Raw genomic sequence first — 18,892 nt, 5'->3', positions numbered from 1 at the left:
CAATCTGTTGGAATAATAGCTATTATTTTTTGTTTTTATAGTAGTTGTAATCACAATATTCAAGTGATTTTGGATCTACATAACTTAAGTGATGACTAGAGAATGTCATACGACCAACTACACCAGGTTTAACAATTTCGTTGTACTTATCTTCTGTTAGTTTAGGAGCAGTTTCTTGTACTTCTTTTACCCACTTGTCATACTTTTCTTTTGTTTTTGCTTCAACTTCGAATTCCATGTGAGTAAATCCTTCACCTGAGAAGTTCGAGCTACGCCCTAGGTAAGAACCTGGTTTGTCAGCTTGTAAATATAAGTCCATAATCATACCATCCATTGTATACTTCATACCACCAAGTTCTGGTACCCAGAAAGCATTCATTGGACCTACAGAAGTCAGTTTAAATTGAATTGGTACACCAGCTGGGATGTTTAAATAGTTAACGGTTTCAATTTTTTCCTCCGGGTAACTAAATAACCATTTCCAGTTTGCAGATGTAACATAAATTTCAACTGGTTTAATATGTTTGGACTCTTTCGGAACCTCTTCCGAAGCATAAGTTGCTTTTACTGTTGGAATCGATAATGCGATAACGATAATAACAGGAACAAGCGTCCAAATAATTTCTAATAATGTGTTACCGTGTTGATCAGGTGGCTCATAGTCCATATTCTCTGGTTTTTCACGATAACGAACCAAGATGACTGTAAACAGGATGAATACGATTGCGATAATTAATGACATAAGCACGAATGACCAAACAATTAAATCATATTGTGCTTTTGCAACAGGTCCTTGCGGATTTAATACTGCGAGTTTCTTATCACAGCCACCGAGGAACAGAAGTAATGATAACGGAAGAAGCGAAGCCAGCTTCCAAAACGTTTTCTTTAGTTGCACGATTGAAAATCTCCTTTCTCCTTGGATTGAAACTATGCCAATAAAACAATATAAACCTATTAATTTATAGAAGGCAATAGTTTTTGTGATATTGTTAAAAAATAGACACAAATGCACACTTTTTAAGGTGAATATCATTTGTAACTTGATTACATTGTAAACTATTTTCCAGAGAAAAACGTGATTGTGAAAATTTTAAGATAAATAAAGTTATACCAAGATATCCAAGAAATAGAAAAAAGCTATCTTATCATAAGAAAGATAGCTGAATATTTTGTATTTTTAGTTTATTCCCCGAATTATAGTTCGTTGCTGTTCAAATGTGACAACTTTTTATATGTAACTTGGTATAAAATGTAACAAATGATCATAAATGGAATACCGCAATAAAGAGCGATTCTCTAGTTTGGAATGAGGGCTAGACTAACAAATATAATACTTGTTGATTCATAGCTCCCCTCCCCCGTTATTTTCTTGTATGTGTTAACTGGTTTTCATTCTAAGTTTTTAATCATTAGTGAGGAATGTGACACATAATCAGTTTATTTGTTATGAAATGAATGGAGTATGTAAAAAAACGAACTATGACGAAATACTCTAAGAATGTTCATTAACATGGTGATATCTTCACCATGTTAATGATTTTGATTTTAGCAAAATGTTTCGGGAAAGTATATTGTTTTTTCTTTTTGTTAAAAATAATTAGAATTTTATAACGATATAAGTGTAAATAATAATTCATAGAATCTTTCTAGCAAACTAGTAAGAAGAAAGGTACAATGATAAGAGTTGTGTCTATAAAATAATAATTAATGGAGTTTTGTTTATAATGAAAAAGCTAAAATATCTTTTTGTTTTTGGAATTATACTAGCTGCCGCGTTTTTTATAGGGAAAGATAAAATTATACAAAAGGCGCAAGTGCTACGCTTAGATTTTCTATCTGAAATGAAAGAAGCGGCTATGATTGAAGATGTTCCATTTATAAAACAATTACCAGAATTACCTCGTGGATGTGAAGTGACAAGTTTAGCTATGTTGCTGCAATATAAAGGTGTACAAGTAGATAAGATGCAACTTGCTAGCGAAATTCATCGTGTTCCATTTGAACAAAATGGTTTGCGTGGAAATCCTTATGAGGGATTCGTTGGAAATATTTATACGAAAGCTGAACCAGGATATGGTGTATACAATAAACCAATCTTTAATTTAGCAGAAAAATATGTTCCTGGAAAAGTACTTAATTTAACAGATAGAGACGTAAAAGATCTATATAAGGTAATTAGTTCTGGCTCTCCAGTATGGGTTATTATTAATACAACGTTTAAGCCGCTAGCTGAAAGTAGTTTTGAAACATGGAATACAAGTTCTGGTGAAGTGAAAATTACATATTTTGAGCATAGTGTAGTAGTGGTTGGATACGATCAAAACTTTGTATATGTAAATGATCCTCTAAAAAACAATCCGCGTTTCGCTGTTCCGAGAGCAGAGTTTGAGAAAGCCTGGGAGCAAATGGGGAAACAAGCAATTACTATATTATAAAAGTGAAAAGTCATCTTGTGATGGCTTTTTATTTTTATGATTATATTATAGAAAATTCAGAAGATTCTTTTAAAAAATGACAATTCACGCTATAATAGCATTTAACTTGGTGAAGAAGGAGAGAAGAGAAATGGATGTTGCAAAGGAACTTATTTTGTCAAAGAATCAGTTGGTTGAGTGGAGAAGGCATTTTCATAAGTATCCAGAGTTATCTTTTCAAGAAGAAAAAACATCTCAATTTGTATTCGATATACTTCGAAATATCCCGAACTTAGAAGTTTCAAGGCCTACTAAATATAGTGTAATGGCAAAGTTAACCGGTAAGAAGCCTGGTAAAATAATTGCGGTTCGAGCTGATATGGACGCTCTTCCTATTCATGAAGAAAATGATTTTGATTTTATTTCTACATATTCAGGTGTGATGCATGCGTGTGGTCACGATGGACATATGGCGATATTACTTGGGGTCGTACATAAGTTAGTAGAAGAAAGAGAAAAAGTTAAAGGAGAAATTCGCTTTTTATTTCAGCATGCAGAAGAAAATTTCCCTGGCGGTGCAGAGGAGATGGTTGCGGCAGGTGTAATGGAAGGTGTGGATTATATTATTGGTGCTCATCTATGGGCCTCATTAGAAGTTGGAAAAATAGGTGTAATTTATGGTCCTGCGATGGCCGCACCGGATGTTTTTAAAATTACAATAGAAGGAAAAGGTGGACATGCTGGAATCCCTCATGAAACAGTTGATAGTATTGCAATCGGTACACAAGTTGTTTCACATATTCAGCAAATTGTATCTCGTCTCACGAATCCGTTAGATTCTCTCGTAGTGTCTGTTACGCAATTTCATGCTGGGACAACCCATAATGTGATTCCAGAACAAGCAGAGATTGAAGGGACAGTGCGGAGTTTAAGACATGAGTTGCGAGAAGAAACAGAAGAAAAGATTGAACGGATTGTAAAGTGTATTACGGAAGCGTATGGAGCGAAATATACATTCTCTTATGAATATGGATATCGACCAGTTGTAAATAATTATGAGGTTACAGAGCTGATTGAGCAGACGGCATTACAGCTTTATGGAAGAGAGCGGGTTGTTCGTTTACAGCCAACGATGGCTGGAGAAGATTTTTCAGCATTTTTACAAAAGGCACCGGGGACATTCTTTTTTATCGGAGCAGGAAATAAAGAGAAAGGAATTATATATCCTCATCATCACCCTCGTTTTACAATTGACGAAGATGCATTACCGATTGGAGTGGAAATCTTTGTATCATCCATTATGAATTTCATAAATAAAGGAGAATAAAATGAAGAAAATACATGTGCTAGCACTTATTCCAGTTCTTTGTTTAGTAGTTGGACCAGTATTTGCAAATTCGGTCACTCCTTACGTACTTGGGATGCCTTTTTTATTATTTTGGGTATTATTATCGGTACTCATTACGTCTCTTTGTATGGGCATTGTATACGTATTCGATCCTGCTAATAAGGGGGATGTAAAATGACAGCATTACTTATCATTATTTTATTCTTATTTCTAGCGCTATTTTTAGGGATTCGAGCACAACATGGAAAAGATATGAATTTAGAGCAATGGTCAGTTGGAGGAAGAGGGTTTGGAACGATTTTCGTTTTTCTCCTTATGGCAGGCGAAATTTATACGACATTCACATTTTTAGGAGGAAGTGGCTGGGCGTATAGTAAAGGAGCACCCACTTTCTATATTTTAGGCTATGGTGCACTAGCCTATGTTTTATCGTATTTTTTATTACCGCCAGTTTGGAAATATGCAAAAGAGCATAACCTTGTTTCACAGCCGGATTTTTTTGCGAAAAAATATAGAAGTAAAGCGCTTGGATTGATTGTTTCGATTGTTGGTGTCGTTTCCATCATCCCATATCTTGTTTTACAGCTAAAGGGGTTAGGGATCATCGTTTCGGAAGCTTCTTATGGAAGAGTATCGCCTGTTATTGCAGTTTGGATTGGAGCCATTGTTATAACTATATATGTAATGGTTTCAGGTATACATGGTTCGGCTTGGACAGCTGCTTTGAAGGATATTATGATACTATTTATCGTTATGTTTTTAGGTATATATTTACCGTATCATTATTATGGGGGATTGCAGCCGATGTTCGAAGCTGTAGAAGCTGCGAAACCAGGGTTTTTATCTTTGCCTGAAGAAGGAATGAGTATTTCTTGGTTTGTTTCTACTATTATATTAACGGCCCTCGGTTTTTATATGTGGCCTCATACATTTGCTTCTGCTTTCTCTGCAAAAAATGAAAAAGTGTTTCGGAAAAATGCGGCGATTATGCCACTGTATTCTTTAGTTTTACTTTTCGTATTTTTTGCAGGATTTGCTGCTATCTTACAAGTCCCGGGATTAAAGGGAGCGGATGTAGATCTTTCATTATTTCGCCTTGCTTTACAAACCTTTGATCCTTGGTTTATTGGAATTATTGGAAGTGCGGGGGTATTAACGGCACTAGTTCCAGCATCCATGCTTGTTATGGCTGCTTCGACATTGCTAGCAAAAAATATTTACCGAACGATGGCTCCATCTGCTTCAGATAGACAAGTTGCTAAAGCTGCAAAATTATTTGTGCCTGTAGTAACGCTTGTATCCGTGTTGTTTACCTTCAAAGGAGGAGAAACGATAGGTGCGCTTCTTTTAATGGGGTACAGTATCGTTACGCAGCTTTTCCCTGCGCTTGTATGTAGTTTGTTTCCTCGCCAAATTATTACGAAGCAAGGAGCGATTGCAGGAATGGGGGTTGGGTTGTTAGTTGTCGCGTATATCACTTTAACAGGTTCTACTTTAGCTACAATGTTTCCGAGTTTCCCGCAGTATATAAAAGATTTGAATGTAGGTATAGTCGCGTTGTTAATTAATATGATTGTGATGTTTGTAGTTAGTGGATTTACGAAAAGTGTATCTATAAAGGCAGACAATATAATAGTAGAAAAGTAATCCGTGTGTTAGAGCTATCTTTGAAAAGAGATAGCTCTTTTTTTGTATATATTTCCTTCTATTAGCGGAATCTAACTAAAAACTTGTTGAAAAGGAAGTTAGGTGGGGGAATTGTTAGAGTTAAAAGGTAACTTGTTTGAAGTTATGAAAGAAATTAGGGATGAGTTAGGTTCACCTAATGATTTAACAATTAGAGAAGTTGCTCTTGCTGGTAGTTTTACACGCTGCGCTGTCATTTTTTTATGTGGGTTAACAGATAAAGATAATGTTTATAAATATGTAGTTCGCACGCTTCAATATGAAGAAATAGAAAAAGAAGCAGCTGTTGTTCAAACGTTATTGGATCGTTTCATTTCTATCGCAGAAGTCGGTATGAAGACGACGTTCCCGGATATTATAAATGCAATTCTAGCAGGAGACACAGTTATATTAATTGAGAATATTCAAACGGCTATTGTCGTTAACAGTAGGGCTTGGGAGAAAAGAAGTCTAGAACCTCCAGTGACAGAAGATTTAATCCGTGGACCGAGAGTTGGATTAAATGAAGATATTAATGTGAATAAAATGCTGATTCGCCGTGGTTTACGTGATCCGAAGTTGCGGTTTCAATCTTATATTATGGGGAAGCGATCACAGAAAGAAGTAACCCTAGTATATATAGAAGATATTATTAACCCTTATATTGTAAAAGAACTAGATCGGCGCCTTCAATCAATAGTGACAGATGTTATTTTTGAGACGGGTACGATTGAACAATTAATTCAAGACAATAACCTATCGCCATTTCCGCAGTTTTTGAATACAGAAAGGCCTGACAATATTGTGGCCTCATTAGTGAAAGGAAAGGCGGCTATTTTAGTAGACGGATCACCGTTTGCTCTTATTGCACCGCTCGTATTTGTTGATATTTTTCAATCTGTAGAAGATCATTACGAGCGCTGGGTAATTGGCACGTTGTTGAGAATTTTACGAATGGTTTCTGGTATTATGGCGGTTTTGTTACCGGCGATGTATGTAGCGCTTGTTTCATACCACCAAGGACTTATTCCATCTAAATTGGCCTATTCAATTGCTGGAGCGCGAGAAGGGGTTCCGTTTCCAGCGTATATTGAAACATTAATGATGGCATTAACGATGGAGTTAATACGAGAAGCTGGAATTAGATTGCCAAAGCCAATGGGGCAAACGATTGGTATTGTAGGTGGTCTTGTAATTGGAGAAGCGGCGGTGAATGCCGGGATTGTGAATCCGTTTTTAGTCATTATTATTGCAGTTACTGCAATTGCCACATTCTCACTGCCTGTATATAGTATTACGATTACGTTTCGGATCTTACTTTTTGTCTTTGTATTTGCTGCGACAGCCTTTGGGTTATATGGAATTACCTTAGCGCTTATTGCACTTACTGTTCATATTACGAATTTAAAAAGCGTTGGTGTACCGTATACAACTCCGATTGCTCCTGCATTTTATAAAGATTGGAAAGAAGAACTTATTCGTATGCCAAAATCGATGTTGAAAGAGAGACCGGAATATTTACAAACGAAAGACTCTACATTACGTCCAAAGGAGCGAGAATAATTGAAACCATTTGAGTATGGCGATGAAGAAATTGGATCTCGGGAACTTGGTTTCGCGGTATCTTCAACCATTATTGGTATAGGTGCATTGTCTATGCCAAGGGATATTGCCAACCAAACTTTATTTTCGGACGGTTGGATTATTTTGCTTTTGGGTGGATTGATATGTGCAGTTTTAGGTTGGTTTGTAACGAGGGTGGCTATTTTATTCCCAAAACAAAACTTTGTTCAATATACAAGTACACATTTGACGAAGCCTGTTGCATACACAATTAGTAGCATTTTAGTATTAACATTTGCTACTTTGACAGCATATGAATCGCGAATGATTGCAATTATTTCACAAACGTATTTATTTAGTGATACGCCGATACAGCTACTGTCTTTCTTCTTCTTATTAGTTGTTATTTATGGAATAGCAGGATCGAGAGCAGCTTTATTAAGGTTAAATGTTATGTTCTTACCTATTGTTTTAATTGCGATAGTACTTCTTTCTTTATTGAATATAAATTTAATGGAAATAAATAATTTATTTCCAGCTTTTCAAACGGGCGTCACTCAATATGCTGTAGGAGTTAAAAATTCTATTTTTACGTTTATTGGATTTGAGGTAGCTCTGTTTTATGCTGTGATGTTGAACGATAAGACAGCGAAAAAAGCGCCAATGGCAGTTGCAAAAGCAGTGATGGTAAATGTGCTGTCGTACATTTTAATTTATGTAACTTGTATTAGCGTTTTTACATATATGACAACCCGTGGATTGACATATCCAACGATTGAATTAGGGAAAGAAATTGAAATTGGAGGAGGGTTTTTAGAAAGGTTTGATGCAATTTTTTTTACGACTTGGATTATTACTATTTATAACACTACAGCAATGTATTATGACGTAGCTTCTTTGTTGTTTTGTGCTATGTTTCCGAAAGTGAAGAAGCATATTTTCATTTTCGTAAGTGCACCAATTATTTTTATGATGAATATGTTACCTGGTAATTTGAATGCTTTATCAAATTATGGGACATATTTAGCTTGGGTTGATATGGGTTTTGTTGTGCTAGCGTCTTTCTTAGTTTTTATTGTATATAAAATAAAAAGAAGGAATGGTGGAAATGAAACACCTTCTTAAAATGATGATAGTTACGGCTTTAGTTGGATTTATGAGCGGGTGTTCTGAATTAGAAGAGATAGAAGAAAGAGGGTTTGTAGTAGGTGCAGCCTACGATATTGTGAAAGAGAAGAAATTGAATCCGATTATGAAAGGGACGTATCAGATGGTACTCCCTAGTAAATTGTCGCAACAGGGTGGACAAGGGGGCGGAGATAGTGAAAATTATATTAACGTAAGTGCGAAAGCTGATAATGTCTTCGAACAAATAAGAATTATTGCTAAAAAAATTAGTCGAACGTTATTTTTTCCACATATACAAGTGATTATTTTTTCTAAAGACTTACTAGCGAATCCATATGTTTTACAAAATACGTTAGATGTATATATTCGCGATCATGAAATGAGAAGAAATATTCGTTTGTTCGTGTCCGAGAAAAATGCAGAAGCTATTTTAAAGCAGAGTGCAAAACCTGAAAACTTACCGGCGCAGTACATTGATATGTTAGCTGAACATCCTCCGAAAAACGCTCAAATGATTGAGGCGGCAAGAATTGGGGAAGTACAGGGGAAAATGATTGCAAACCGAAGTTTCGCATTACCTCTTTTAGGTCTAACAAAACAAGGAGTGCAAATGGAAGGCGCAGCATTGTTCCGGGGAAAGGATAATAAGTGTGTGGGAACCTTGAGTGGGGAACAAACATTAGGGATGAACTATATAATAGGTAAAAAAATTGGAGGTTTTTTTACCATCCGTAAAAAGGATCAACTTATTACATATGAGATTCATAAGATGCATCGAAAAATTAAAGTATCTACGAAAAATGTTACAAAACCGAAGTTTGATATTCATTTATCTCTGGAAGGGACTTTGGCTGAGTTACATTTTAATGATCATAAACAAGTTATGAGCGAAAAGAAGGTAAGGGAAGATATTTCAAAGGAAATGGAGAAGCGGATCCAAAAATCAATTAAGCTTGTCCAAAAAAAATATAAGGTAGATGTATTAGAGTTAGGAGAAGTGTATAAACGGCATAACTATAAAGAATGGAAAAAAATAAGTAAGAATTGGGATCAAGGTGAAAATTATTTTAGTAATGCTGAAATTACCGTTCATGTTCATCCAACAATTGAACATTCAGGTTCGGCATTACCGAAGAGAGTGAAATAAGGTGATGTAAGCTGTTTACTGGATTAGGAATTAGCTGCACGATATTAATGGCGGTACTTCCAGGGGCTGTATACTTTATTCATAAAAAAATTACAACGTATGGAGCGCAGCCGTGGAATAATGATACGCAAAAAAAGAAACCTGAATAACTTTCAGGTTTCTTTCGTGCAAAGCATATGTGAAGGGGGATACCTTCACATATGCTTTGCTTTATACAAGCCCTAACCAATGTACCAATTGTGTAGTGAGGAATGTAACAACAATAGCGATTACAGTAGGGATTGCAAACGATAAGAATGTCCATTTCGCACTTTTTGTTTCTTTATATATGTTAACTAGTGTTGTTCCGCAAGGGAAATGAAGAAGTGAGAACAACATTGTGTTTAATGCTGTTAACCAAGTCCAACCATTTTCTAAGAATAGATTTTTAATCTGATTAAAATCATCTATTTCAGTTAAAGCTCCAGTTGATAAGTAGGACATTAATAAAATCGGTATAACAATTTCATTAGCGGGTAACCCAAGAATGAATGCAGCTAGAATAAAGCCGTCAAGTCCTAGCATTTTAGCGAATGGATCTAGGAAGTTTACGAAATACATAAGTAGGCTTGTGTCACCGACGAAAATATTAGCAAGTAACCAAGTTAATGCAGCCGCAGGGGCAGCTACAACTATAGCTCGCTTTAAAACATAGACTGATTTATCGAGTGTTGCACGAACAATGGTATTCCAAACTTTTGGCTTACGGTATGGCGGTAATTCAAGTGTGTAGTGAGTTGGAACGCCTTTTAAAGCTGTTTTTGATAGGACCCAAGAGACGGTTAATGTCATAATAACACCAATTACAACCATTCCAACTACAACGCCGGCAGTAACAAGTGTTTGCATGCTACCTGTATATCCAGCAGCCATAAATAATGAAGCCATTAAAATTAATGTAGGCCAGCGTCCATTACATGGAACAAAGTTGTTTGTTAAGATAGCAAGCATACGCTCACGTGGTGATTCAATAATACGTGTTGACATAATAGCTGCAGCGTTACAACCAAATCCCATTGCCATTGTTAAAGATTGTTTACCATGTGCACCAGATCGTTTAAATAAGCGGTCCATATTAAACGCGACACGTGGTAAGTATCCGTAGTTTTCTAATAGTGCGAACATGGGGAAAAAGATTGCCATAGGTGGTAACATAACGCTAATGACAGCACCGATACCACGGAATAAACCAAGTATTAAAATGCCATGTAACCATTCAGGTGCATGCATTGCTTGGAACCAAGATGTTAAATATCCTTCTGCCCATCCAAAGAACTCAGCAATCATATCAGAAGGTACGTTAGCACCTGCAATTGTAAGATAAAAAATAATAGATAAAATACCTAGCATGATTGGGAATCCCCAGATTGGAGATGTAAAAATTTTATCTAGTTTCTCAGAACGATACAATTTATCAGTATTTGTATATTGAACAGATTCTTTACAGATGCTCGCAGATGTTCGATAAATATCTCCGACAATATCATCTCGTATATCTTCTTTTGAAAGTGTTTGAGCGTGTTGAATAATATAGTCTAATGGAAGAGCTTTACTGGCTGAGTGAGATTCCATTGATTATGACCTCCCTTACAAGTGGTTCGTTATGGTGTTTTTGAAGTGCAGTTAAGAAATTTTTATCTCCATCTAATATACGTAACGCAATCCAACGTGCCGGATACGTATCACCGAACACTTTATAAATTTGTGGTTCTAATTCCCGAATCATATTTTCGATTTTGTCGCTATAAGTAATTTTAATTGGTGTTGGAATTAGTTTTTTATTTGTCACTTTCGCGATGACATTTAGCAAATGACCAATCCCTACTCGGTTACGAGCTGAAATTTTAACTACAGGTACACCAAGTGATTTTGTTAATTTCTTTTCATCAATAACGATACCTTTTTTCTCGGCTTCATCAATTAAGTTAATACAAATGACTACGTTGCTTGTCATTTCCATCACTTGGAGTGCTAAATTTAAGTTTCTTTCCATAGCAGTTGCGTCTACAACGACTACAGTTACTTCTGGCTTTTCAAATATAATATAATCCCTTGCTACTTCTTCATCTGCAGAATTTGAATACAGCGAATAAGTTCCGGGTAAATCTATTAATGTATAATTACTTCCGTTATGTTCATATTCCCCTTCAGCTTTTAAAACGGTTTTTCCCGTCCAGTTTCCAGTATGTTGTTTTAAGCCTGTTAAAGTATTAAATAATGTACTTTTCCCGGTATTCGGGTTACCAGCTAAAGCAATACGATGTTTGCTCATCTGAAATCATCTCCTATTAATATCCCGAAAATAAGGGAGCTTTCTTCCTTACGCAGTGCGATAGTTGTGTTGCTTACTTGATAAGCGACTGGATCTCCAAGTGGACTGCGCTGTAATACTTTAATCGTTGCCCCAGGGATAAATCCTAAATCTAATAAACGTCGTTTCATAGTTCCTTCTAATTGTATCTTCTCAATTTGTACAAATTCCCCTGTTTTAAAATCGGAAAGAGGTTTAGTATTAGCCGATACCATAAAAGTTACCTCATCTCTATATTTTTAGTGTTAGTTTAAAAAGTTTCCTTAGGTAAACTTTTTGTTAGTAATATAGTAGACCACATTGAATGATGCTGTCAATTAGTACTTTAAAAATATTCAATTATTTTTAGAATTGTTCCAATTTATTTAGTTGTACTAAAAAATATTACTGAAATTCTTTTTAATGTAAATAAAGTAAGGGCGTAAAAATGAAAAAGATAGCGAAATTGTAAATATATTTTTAAGCTAAAGGGCAAAATATAGAAAGTTATTTACATTAGATTTACATTTTTAAAATTAAATTTACAATACTTCATGTTTAATGTGGGTTTTGTTGGCTTTTTTAACTATAAATGTTGGAATGTCTAGCTTTTACGGGATGTTACCTCTATTTACTTAAACTTAAAAATTGCTTAACACTCACATAATATTGTTGTCCTACAATAAATTTATGTTCGAAAGAAAATGAATTCGAAAAGCGATAATCCAAATGGGGGTACAAGACATGGTTATGAAAAAAGGTATTAAATTTTCTTTAGCAGCTTTAGTTATGGCAGGTGCATTAGTTGGATGTGGAAAAGCAGAAAGTACGGATAAAGAGGCTGCTAAAGGAAGCGATAATGCAAAACAAGAATTATCAGGTACGATTGCAGCGGCTGGTTCTACAGCTCTTCTACCTCTTGCGGAGGAAGCTGGAAAGAAATTCATGGAGAAAAATTCAAAAGTTTCTATTCAAGTTCAAGGTGGCGGTAGTGGAACTGGGATTAACCAAGTAGCTTCTGGTGCAGTGCAAATTGGTAATTCAGATGTTCCATCTGGAGATAAGATAAAAGATGCTGAAAAGGCAAAAGAATTAGTAGATAACAAGGTCGCGGGTATCGCATTCGCACTTGTCGTAAATAAAGATGTAAAAGTTGATAACTTAACAGTACAACAAGTACAAGATATCTTTACTGGAAAAGTAACAAACTGGAAAGAAGTAGGCGGGAAAGATGAAAAAATCAACGTAATTAATCGTCCGGCTTCATCTGGTACACGTGCTACATTTGAAAAGACAGTTATGAAAGATGCGAAAATCAATGATGGAACTGGTACAACACAAGATTCTAACGGTGCAGTAGAGCAAGCGATTAATTCTACGCCAGGCTCAATAAGTTATTTAGCAATGTCTTACATGGTTGGAGAGAAAAAAGGTGCGCTACAAACAGTGAAAATTGATGGTGCTGAACCAAAAGTTGAAAATATTTCGTCTGGTAAATATCCATTCTGGTCTTACGAATACATGGTAACAAAAGGTGAAGCGAAAGAAGCAACAAAAGCTTACATTGATTATGTAAAAGGTAAAGACTTTGAGAAACAAGTAGAAGATATGGGTTACATTCCAATGTCTAAATTAGATAAGTAATCAAATTTATGGGGCTGGCTGCAAGGCCAGTCCTGTTCATTTCAATCTATGAAGTGGGGTCTGTCCTGTGATGAAGGGGAAAAAACAAATTAATTACGTAAAAAGTGAATATATAGGAAGATCACTTGTTACGTTTTGTGGTATTTTAATTGTCTTAATTACATTAGCTATTATTGCGTTTATTTGCGGTAAAGGAATTCAATCTTTTACGCAAAGTGGTATCTCATTTACTGAGATGTTAACATCGACAAAATGGAATCCAAATGCTGACGAAGGAAGCTTTGGGGCTTTGATTTTTATTGTAGGTTCAACAGTGGTTTCGTTAGGTGCGGTTATTATTAGTGCGCCGATTGCTATAGCTCTTGCTATATTCATGAATTTAATTTCGCCAAAGTTTGGAAACAAAGTATTGAAGCCTGTTTTAGAATTATTAGTTGGTATTCCTTCAGTTGTATATGGATTATTAGGGGTTACGATTTTAGTTCCGTTATTACGTGATTCATTTGGGGGAGTAGGCTTTAGTTTAATTGCAGGTATTATTGTACTAAGTATTATGATTTTACCTACTATTGCTAGTATCGCTTCTGATGCAATCCGCTCTGTTCCGTTTGAATATTTAGAAGCTTCTTATGGTCTAGGATCAACGAAATGGCAAGCGGTTAGTCGCGTAATTGTTCCGGCTGCTAAAAAAGGGATTTTAACAGGTATTGTTTTAGGTTTAGCGCGTGCTTTTGGTGAAGCGTTGGCGGTTCAAATGGTAATCGGAAATACGATTAAATTACCAGAAGGAATATATAGTCCGACAGCAACGTTAACAGGTATTTTGACAATGGATATGACAAATACATTGAACGGAACTGCTTGGAACAATGCGCTATGGACTTTAGCGATGATTTTACTTGTTATTTCATTCCTGTTTATTTTAGTAATTCGAGCGATTGGACAAAGAGGTGAGCGATAATAATGAATGCAAGAACGGTAGATAAAGTTTGGACGGGTATCTTTTATGCAGTTGCGGCTTTAGTTGTAGCGCTGCTAGTATTCTTAGTGTTTGAAATTTTACAAAAGGGATGGGGATTTTGGGATCCTAATTTCTTATTTGGAGAACCAAGCAATACAAGAGCTGGTGGTGGGATTGGTCCGCAGTTATTCAATTCCTTCTACATGCTTGTTATAACGCTTGTTATATCTATTCCTCTTGGATTAGGTGCTGGAATATATTTAGCCGAGTATGCAAAACAAGGACGTTTTTTAAGTTTTGTTCGTTTATGTATTGAGACAATGGCGTCTTTACCTTCTATTGTCGTTGGTTTATTCGGTTTGCTAGTGTTCGTTACAATGACAGGTTGGGGATACACTGTAATAGGTGGTGCTCTCGCTTTAACTATTTTAAACCTACCAGGTTTAACGCGTGTTTGTGAAAATGCGATTTCGGAAGTTCCTCCTAATGTAAAAGAGGCAAGTCTTGGATTAGGTGCAACAAAATGGCAAACAATCGCTCGTATTATTATTCCGTCATCATTACCACAAATTATTACAGGGATTATTTTAGCGGCGGGTCGCATATTCGGGGAAGCGGCAGCATTAATTTACACAGCGGGTTTAACATCTCCGATTTTAAATTCAGCAGCGGATTTATCGAGCCCTTCGCATCCTTTAAATCCATTTAGACCAGCTGAAACGTTAGCGGTTCACATTTGGAAGTTAAATTCTGAAGGGGTTATCCCAGATGCGAAGTTAATTGCGACAAAATCTGCCGCTGTATTAATTATTATGGTATTACTATTCAATATCATTTCACGTTTTATAGCATCTGTATTACACAAGCGTTTTACAGGAACGCAAAGAAAAAGTAAAACGACGAAAAAAGTAAAAGCGGCATAAGTTGCAAAGAAGAACTCTCTATTTATAAATAGGGAGTTCTTTTATATAGAAGGAATGGATGATTATATTGATAGGTAGAGAAAAAGGCGTTATCTTCGTTCATGAAGATAACGCCTTTTTGCTTTAAATATCGGGTGTTTCTGTAGAGGTGCTTATTTTTCTGTGAGAGCGTCTTTTTCTCCCGATTTTATCCAATAGTTCATACATAACGGGAACGACTACTAACGTAAGAATCGTCGAGACTGCCAAACCACCGATGACAACGACGGCTAGACTTTTTGATACCATACTGCCTGCCTGAGATTGGCCGAACAGGAGTGGTAGCATAGCAACGATTGTTGTAATGGCTGTCATAATAATTGGGCGTAATCGAGTGGAACCAGCTTCTAGTAAAGCTTCTCTGGTTTCCATACCGTGTTCCCGATTTTGTTGCACTCTTTCTATTAATACAATAGCGTTTGTAACGACGATTCCGATTAACATTAATGCACCGATCAAGGAATTTATATCAACAGGTGTTCGTGAAACGATTAATCCTAAAATACCGCCGATAGTAGCTAATGGCAAGGAGAACAAAATTGCAAAAGGAGCGCGCGCCTGCCTGAATGTAATAACCATAATTAAATATACAATCCCGATTGCAATTCCCATGATTTTGAATAGATCTGTAAAGTTTTCTTGCATAGATTCAGTAGCACCTGCGATATTTACTTTTGCGCCGCTAGGTAAATCTAAGTCGGTTATTGCTTTGTTTACTTCTGCGCTTACTTGACTTAAATCTTCGTTTGAAGCTTCTGCGGTAATTTGAATCGTTTCTTTTCCATCTTTATGGAAGATTTCTGTTTGAGTTTGTTTTTCTGAAATAGTCGCGATGTCTTTTAAAGGAATTGGTCCGTTAATAGGTGATAGCATGTTTGTGTTTAAAATATCTTCTTGTTTATTAATGTTTTCCTTTTTATGTTCTATCATAATAGTAGTTTTTTCATTATTGATTGAAATTTCACCAATAGGTGATTTCTTCATAAGGAATGCTACTTGTTGAGCAGCTAATTCTGGTGTTAAACCTAGTTGTTCAGCCTTTGTTTGATCAATATGAATTTGCCATTCTTTCTTAGATTCTTCTAAATTCGTTTTTACTTTAGATAGAGCATCCATGCTCTTTAGTTTCGTTTCGACGATGTTAGCAGCCTTTTTTAAATTTGCTTCGTTAGTAGCTGTTACGTTAAATTGCAGATTGTTGCCACCGCCAGAGCTTGAATAACTCGTTTTTATATACTCGAGTTCGGCGGGCTCAAAAGCTTTTTGTTCTTTTTTTAATTCTTTAATATATTGATCGATGTCAGAACCTTTTTTGAAGACTACAAATATACTAGCAAGATTATTTTTAGTCGTTTGTCCCCATTGTGCATCTTCTGCGCTTGATCCCATTCGTAAAATAACATCTGTGACAGCAGAATTAGAGAGTAGTTTCTTCTCGAAATCAAAGGCTTTTTGTTTTTGAGATTCAGAATCATAATCGGCTGGAAATGTCATATTAATGGATAGCATTGTATCGTCTTCAGACTTTATGTTCGCTTTCGGTAGTACTATGTAGGCGGCGATTGATCCTGCAAATAATAAAAAAGAAGTAAGTAGAATGATAAATTTATGAGAAAGAGCCCATTTTAATGTAGCGACATATCGTGGTGAAGAAATCGTCTTGCGATGCTTTGTTTTTTTGAGTAGTAAAAAAGCCATAAGTGGAACAACTGTTAGTGCAACGATTAAGGATGATAGAATAGAATATACAACGGCTAATACCATAGGTAACATTAATTTTCCGATTACTCCCGATACGAGACCAATAGGTAAAAAAACAGCGACTGTTGTTAAAGTAGAAGAGGTAATTGCAATGGCGACCTCTTTCGTTGCATCTAGAATGATATCTTTAGAGAAAGATTCTTTTTGTAAACGGCGGAAAATATTCTCTATGACAACGATACTATCATCGACGAGACGTCCAACTGCAACGGCTAAACCACCAAGAGTTAAAATGTTAAGTGTGATGTTGGATTGATGTAGTAAAAAGAGTGTTAATAAAATAGATAATGGAATGCTGACGACAGCGATGAGTGTCGTTCGGAAGTTACGTAAAAAGATTAAGATAATTAGAGTTGCAGCAATTGCCCCCAGGATTACTTCTTTCCCCATACTAGTAACAGCATTTTCGACTTGCTCGTGAGTTGAGGCTAGAAGTTTAATAGAAAACTGATCTTTATATTCTTTGCTTAAATCCTTAACTTTTTTATCAATTTCCTTTCCGATTGCCACCGCATTTTTACTCGGTTCTTTCATGATGACTAATCCTGTGCCTTCTTCTCCGTTTATGTGTGAGATTGTATCATAGTGTTGTTTGAGTTCAATTTGAGCAACATCTTGCAATTTCACTTGAGGTGCAACGGTAATATTTTTAATATCATCTACATTTTTTATAGCTCCGATTACACGAAGGTTGTATTCTTCTTTATTAACGGTAATTGCTCCAGCTGGAGTGGAGGTTTCTTTTCCTTGTAAAACTTTTAATGCTTGCTCTGATGTTACGTTTTTATCTTTTAGTTTGTTAGGATCAAGTACAATGGATAATTCGGAAGTTGATTTTCCGAAAAACATGACACTAGCAACACCATCAATGTTTTCGAGTTGTGGCACGATTTCTTTCTCGATTTGTTTTTCGTCAGCTTTTGAAAATCCGTTTTGCTTCTGGATGGTAATTTGAGCGAGTGGAATCATAGAAGTATTTAATTGGCTAACTACAGGCTTCGATACATCTTTAGGTAATTTAATCGTATTAATTGCTTTTTCGACTTCGCGTGCCGCGTCTTTCATATTTGCCTTGGATGTATATGCAATGTCGATACGTGATAATCCCTCGTGTGTGGAAGAAGTGATGCCATCAATATGTTCTAAGTTACGAAATTGTTTTTCAAGGGGATCAGTTACTTCCTTGGTCATCGTTTCAGCATCGAGCCCTTGAGATAATGTCGTGACAGTTATTGCAGGGTTATCGATGCTTGGTAAAAATTCCATAGGTAATTTAGAGCCGGAATAAACACCGAGTACGGAAATGAGAAAAACCATGATAATAATAGCGGCTCGGTTTTTTAATGAAAACTTTGTTAACCTATCCATAAGATAATTCCTCCATTAGTATTTATAGTTTTGTTGGCACTTTCTTACTATATAACAAAAAATGGATATTTTTCATTAATTAAATGTAAAAAAATTCTAACAATAATCTTAAGTTAATGTTTTTGTGGAGATTTTAGTATTTGTAGAAAGTGAAATGGTGGGTTGGAGAAGAAAGTGTTCATTTGAGTTGCTTTTTAATGTGTGAGGGATTCGTTTCTTGAGGTTAATTTATATCGTTATTCTATAGAGAGGTAAATGATTATGAACCTTAATATAGAAGGGAATGAAAATATGGGAAGTTATTGTGGAATACAATTTGGTTGATCAGGGTCTGTTAGTATACAATTGAAATACTCGTTTTCAGTAGAAAGGATAATAGTTCTTTCTATAGAAGGAAGTAGGATGGATAATTTTTTTGTATTTTTTATAAAAAACACTTGTTATTTCAAAAACATGATGGTATATTAATAAACGTCGCTGATGCGGAAACGCAGAAAACGACAAAAAAGAAATTAAAAAAACATGGTTGACATCGAAAAATGAAGATGTTAATATGATGAAGTCGCTTTTGAAGCGGCGGACAAGTTCTTTGAAAACTG

15 protein-coding genes and 1 pseudogene are annotated in these 18,892 nt (G+C 35.7%); 10 read left to right on the top strand and 6 right to left on the bottom strand.

Annotation, left to right across the window (positions count from 1 at the left end):
- Positions 1–22: 22 nt before the first annotated feature.
- Positions 23–898, bottom strand: coding sequence for a cytochrome aa3 quinol oxidase subunit II (locus tag COC96_RS07440; RefSeq protein ID WP_097905244.1), 876 nt, complete (start codon positions 896–898; stop codon positions 23–25).
- A 282-nt stretch (positions 899–1,180) separates the two neighbouring features.
- Positions 1,181–1,335 (bottom strand): annotated as a pseudogene (locus COC96_RS27955) (amino acid permease); the annotation flags it as partial.
- Between the two features lie 392 nt (positions 1,336–1,727).
- Between COC96_RS27955 and COC96_RS07435 the strand changes: the two are divergent.
- The 7 genes from COC96_RS07435 (at position 1,728) to COC96_RS07405 (ending at position 9,268) form a co-directional block, all read left to right on the top strand.
- The gene (locus tag COC96_RS07435) at positions 1,728–2,438 is read left to right on the top strand and encodes a C39 family peptidase (protein ID WP_098269187.1); all 711 of its coding nucleotides are present in this window, start codon (positions 1,728–1,730) and stop codon (positions 2,436–2,438) included.
- Positions 2,439–2,568: 130 nt separating this feature from the next.
- Positions 2,569–3,744 carry an amidohydrolase gene (locus tag COC96_RS07430; protein ID WP_098269186.1) on the top strand — a complete coding sequence of 392 codons (1,176 nt, stop codon included), beginning with the start codon at positions 2,569–2,571 and terminating at the stop codon, positions 3,742–3,744.
- Between the two features lies 1 nt (position 3,745).
- Complete coding sequence (locus COC96_RS07425) at positions 3,746–3,943, top strand: DUF3311 domain-containing protein (RefSeq protein WP_098269185.1); 198 nt, start codon at positions 3,746–3,748, stop codon at positions 3,941–3,943.
- Complete coding sequence (locus COC96_RS07420; RefSeq protein ID WP_098269184.1) at positions 3,940–5,412, top strand: sodium:solute symporter family protein; 1,473 nt, start codon at positions 3,940–3,942, stop codon at positions 5,410–5,412. The genes COC96_RS07425 and COC96_RS07420 overlap by 4 nt, the downstream gene beginning before the upstream one ends.
- Before the next feature lie 102 nt (positions 5,413–5,514).
- Positions 5,515–6,993, top strand: coding sequence for a spore germination protein GerLA (gene gerLA, locus COC96_RS07415; RefSeq protein ID WP_098768603.1), 1,479 nt, complete (start codon positions 5,515–5,517; stop codon positions 6,991–6,993).
- Complete coding sequence (gene gerLB, locus COC96_RS07410) at positions 6,994–8,118, top strand: spore germination protein GerLB (protein WP_098269182.1); 1,125 nt, start codon at positions 6,994–6,996, stop codon at positions 8,116–8,118.
- The gene (locus COC96_RS07405; protein WP_141536041.1) at positions 8,102–9,268 is read left to right on the top strand and encodes a Ger(x)C family spore germination protein; all 1,167 of its coding nucleotides are present in this window, start codon (positions 8,102–8,104) and stop codon (positions 9,266–9,268) included. Before gerLB ends, COC96_RS07405 begins: the two co-directional genes overlap by 17 nt.
- 210 nt (positions 9,269–9,478) lie before the next feature.
- Here the strand turns inward: COC96_RS07405 and COC96_RS07395 are convergent, their stop codons facing one another.
- The 3 genes from COC96_RS07395 to COC96_RS07385 are packed head-to-tail and all read right to left on the bottom strand — an operon-like array spanning position 9,479 to position 11,833.
- Entirely contained in the window at positions 9,479–10,879 is a 1,401-nt protein-coding gene (locus tag COC96_RS07395) for a nucleoside recognition domain-containing protein (RefSeq protein ID WP_088232586.1), read from the bottom strand.
- Positions 10,857–11,579 carry a FeoB small GTPase domain-containing protein gene (locus tag COC96_RS07390; RefSeq protein WP_098269179.1) on the bottom strand — a complete coding sequence of 241 codons (723 nt, stop codon included), beginning with the start codon at positions 11,577–11,579 and terminating at the stop codon, positions 10,857–10,859. Before COC96_RS07390 ends, COC96_RS07395 begins: the two co-directional genes overlap by 23 nt.
- Entirely contained in the window at positions 11,576–11,833 is a 258-nt protein-coding gene (locus COC96_RS07385) for a FeoA family protein (protein WP_088232588.1), read from the bottom strand. Before COC96_RS07385 ends, COC96_RS07390 begins: the two co-directional genes overlap by 4 nt.
- A 508-nt stretch (positions 11,834–12,341) precedes the next feature.
- Between COC96_RS07385 and COC96_RS07380 the strand changes: the two genes are divergently transcribed.
- From COC96_RS07380 to pstA, 3 genes are all read left to right on the top strand, one after another.
- Complete coding sequence (locus COC96_RS07380; protein ID WP_141536040.1) at positions 12,342–13,241, top strand: phosphate ABC transporter substrate-binding protein PstS family protein; 900 nt, start codon at positions 12,342–12,344, stop codon at positions 13,239–13,241.
- A gap of 70 nt (positions 13,242–13,311) precedes the next feature.
- A complete protein-coding gene (gene pstC / locus COC96_RS07375; RefSeq protein WP_142339972.1) occupies positions 13,312–14,202 on the top strand; it encodes a phosphate ABC transporter permease subunit PstC in 891 nt (296 codons plus the stop codon).
- 2 nt (positions 14,203–14,204) lie between these two features.
- Positions 14,205–15,125, top strand: coding sequence for a phosphate ABC transporter permease PstA (pstA, locus tag COC96_RS07370; protein ID WP_098269176.1), 921 nt, complete (start codon positions 14,205–14,207; stop codon positions 15,123–15,125).
- Between the two features lie 123 nt (positions 15,126–15,248).
- On the opposite strand, the gene COC96_RS07365 is transcribed toward pstA, so the two are convergent.
- Positions 15,249–18,293 carry an efflux RND transporter permease subunit gene (locus COC96_RS07365; protein ID WP_098768601.1) on the bottom strand — a complete coding sequence of 1,015 codons (3,045 nt, stop codon included), beginning with the start codon at positions 18,291–18,293 and terminating at the stop codon, positions 15,249–15,251.
- Positions 18,294–18,892: the final 599 nt, after the last annotated feature.

Origin of the sequence: Bacillus cereus, from assembly GCF_002577405.1 — a bacterium.
Taxonomy (GTDB): Bacteria; Bacillota; Bacilli; order Bacillales; family Bacillaceae_G; genus Bacillus_A; species Bacillus_A cereus_AU.
The sequence above is the reverse complement of the archived record's forward strand: the minus strand, read 5'-3'. Positions and strand labels throughout refer to the sequence as shown.

Excerpts from the sequence above, each read along its gene's own strand:
- COC96_RS07435 (WP_098269187.1), top strand. The coding sequence starts at position 1,728 with ATGAAAAAGCTAAAATATCTTTTTGTTTTTGGAATTATACTAGCTGCC.
- COC96_RS07430 (WP_098269186.1), top strand. The coding sequence starts at position 2,569 with ATGGATGTTGCAAAGGAACTTATTTTGTCAAAGAATCAGTTGGTTGAG.
- COC96_RS07425 (WP_098269185.1), top strand. The coding sequence starts at position 3,746 with ATGAAGAAAATACATGTGCTAGCACTTATTCCAGTTCTTTGTTTAGTA.
- COC96_RS07420 (WP_098269184.1), top strand. The coding sequence starts at position 3,940 with ATGACAGCATTACTTATCATTATTTTATTCTTATTTCTAGCGCTATTT.
- COC96_RS07405 (WP_141536041.1), top strand. The coding sequence starts at position 8,102 with ATGAAACACCTTCTTAAAATGATGATAGTTACGGCTTTAGTTGGATTT.
- COC96_RS07395 (WP_088232586.1), bottom strand. The coding sequence starts at position 10,879 with ATGGAATCTCACTCAGCCAGTAAAGCTCTTCCATTAGACTATATTATT.
- COC96_RS07390 (WP_098269179.1), bottom strand. The coding sequence starts at position 11,579 with ATGAGCAAACATCGTATTGCTTTAGCTGGTAACCCGAATACCGGGAAA.
- COC96_RS07385 (WP_088232588.1), bottom strand. The coding sequence starts at position 11,833 with ATGGTATCGGCTAATACTAAACCTCTTTCCGATTTTAAAACAGGGGAA.
- COC96_RS07380 (WP_141536040.1), top strand. The coding sequence starts at position 12,342 with ATGGTTATGAAAAAAGGTATTAAATTTTCTTTAGCAGCTTTAGTTATG.
- pstC (WP_142339972.1), top strand. The coding sequence starts at position 13,312 with ATGAAGGGGAAAAAACAAATTAATTACGTAAAAAGTGAATATATAGGA.
- pstA (WP_098269176.1), top strand. The coding sequence starts at position 14,205 with ATGAATGCAAGAACGGTAGATAAAGTTTGGACGGGTATCTTTTATGCA.
- COC96_RS07365 (WP_098768601.1), bottom strand. The coding sequence starts at position 18,293 with ATGGATAGGTTAACAAAGTTTTCATTAAAAAACCGAGCCGCTATTATT.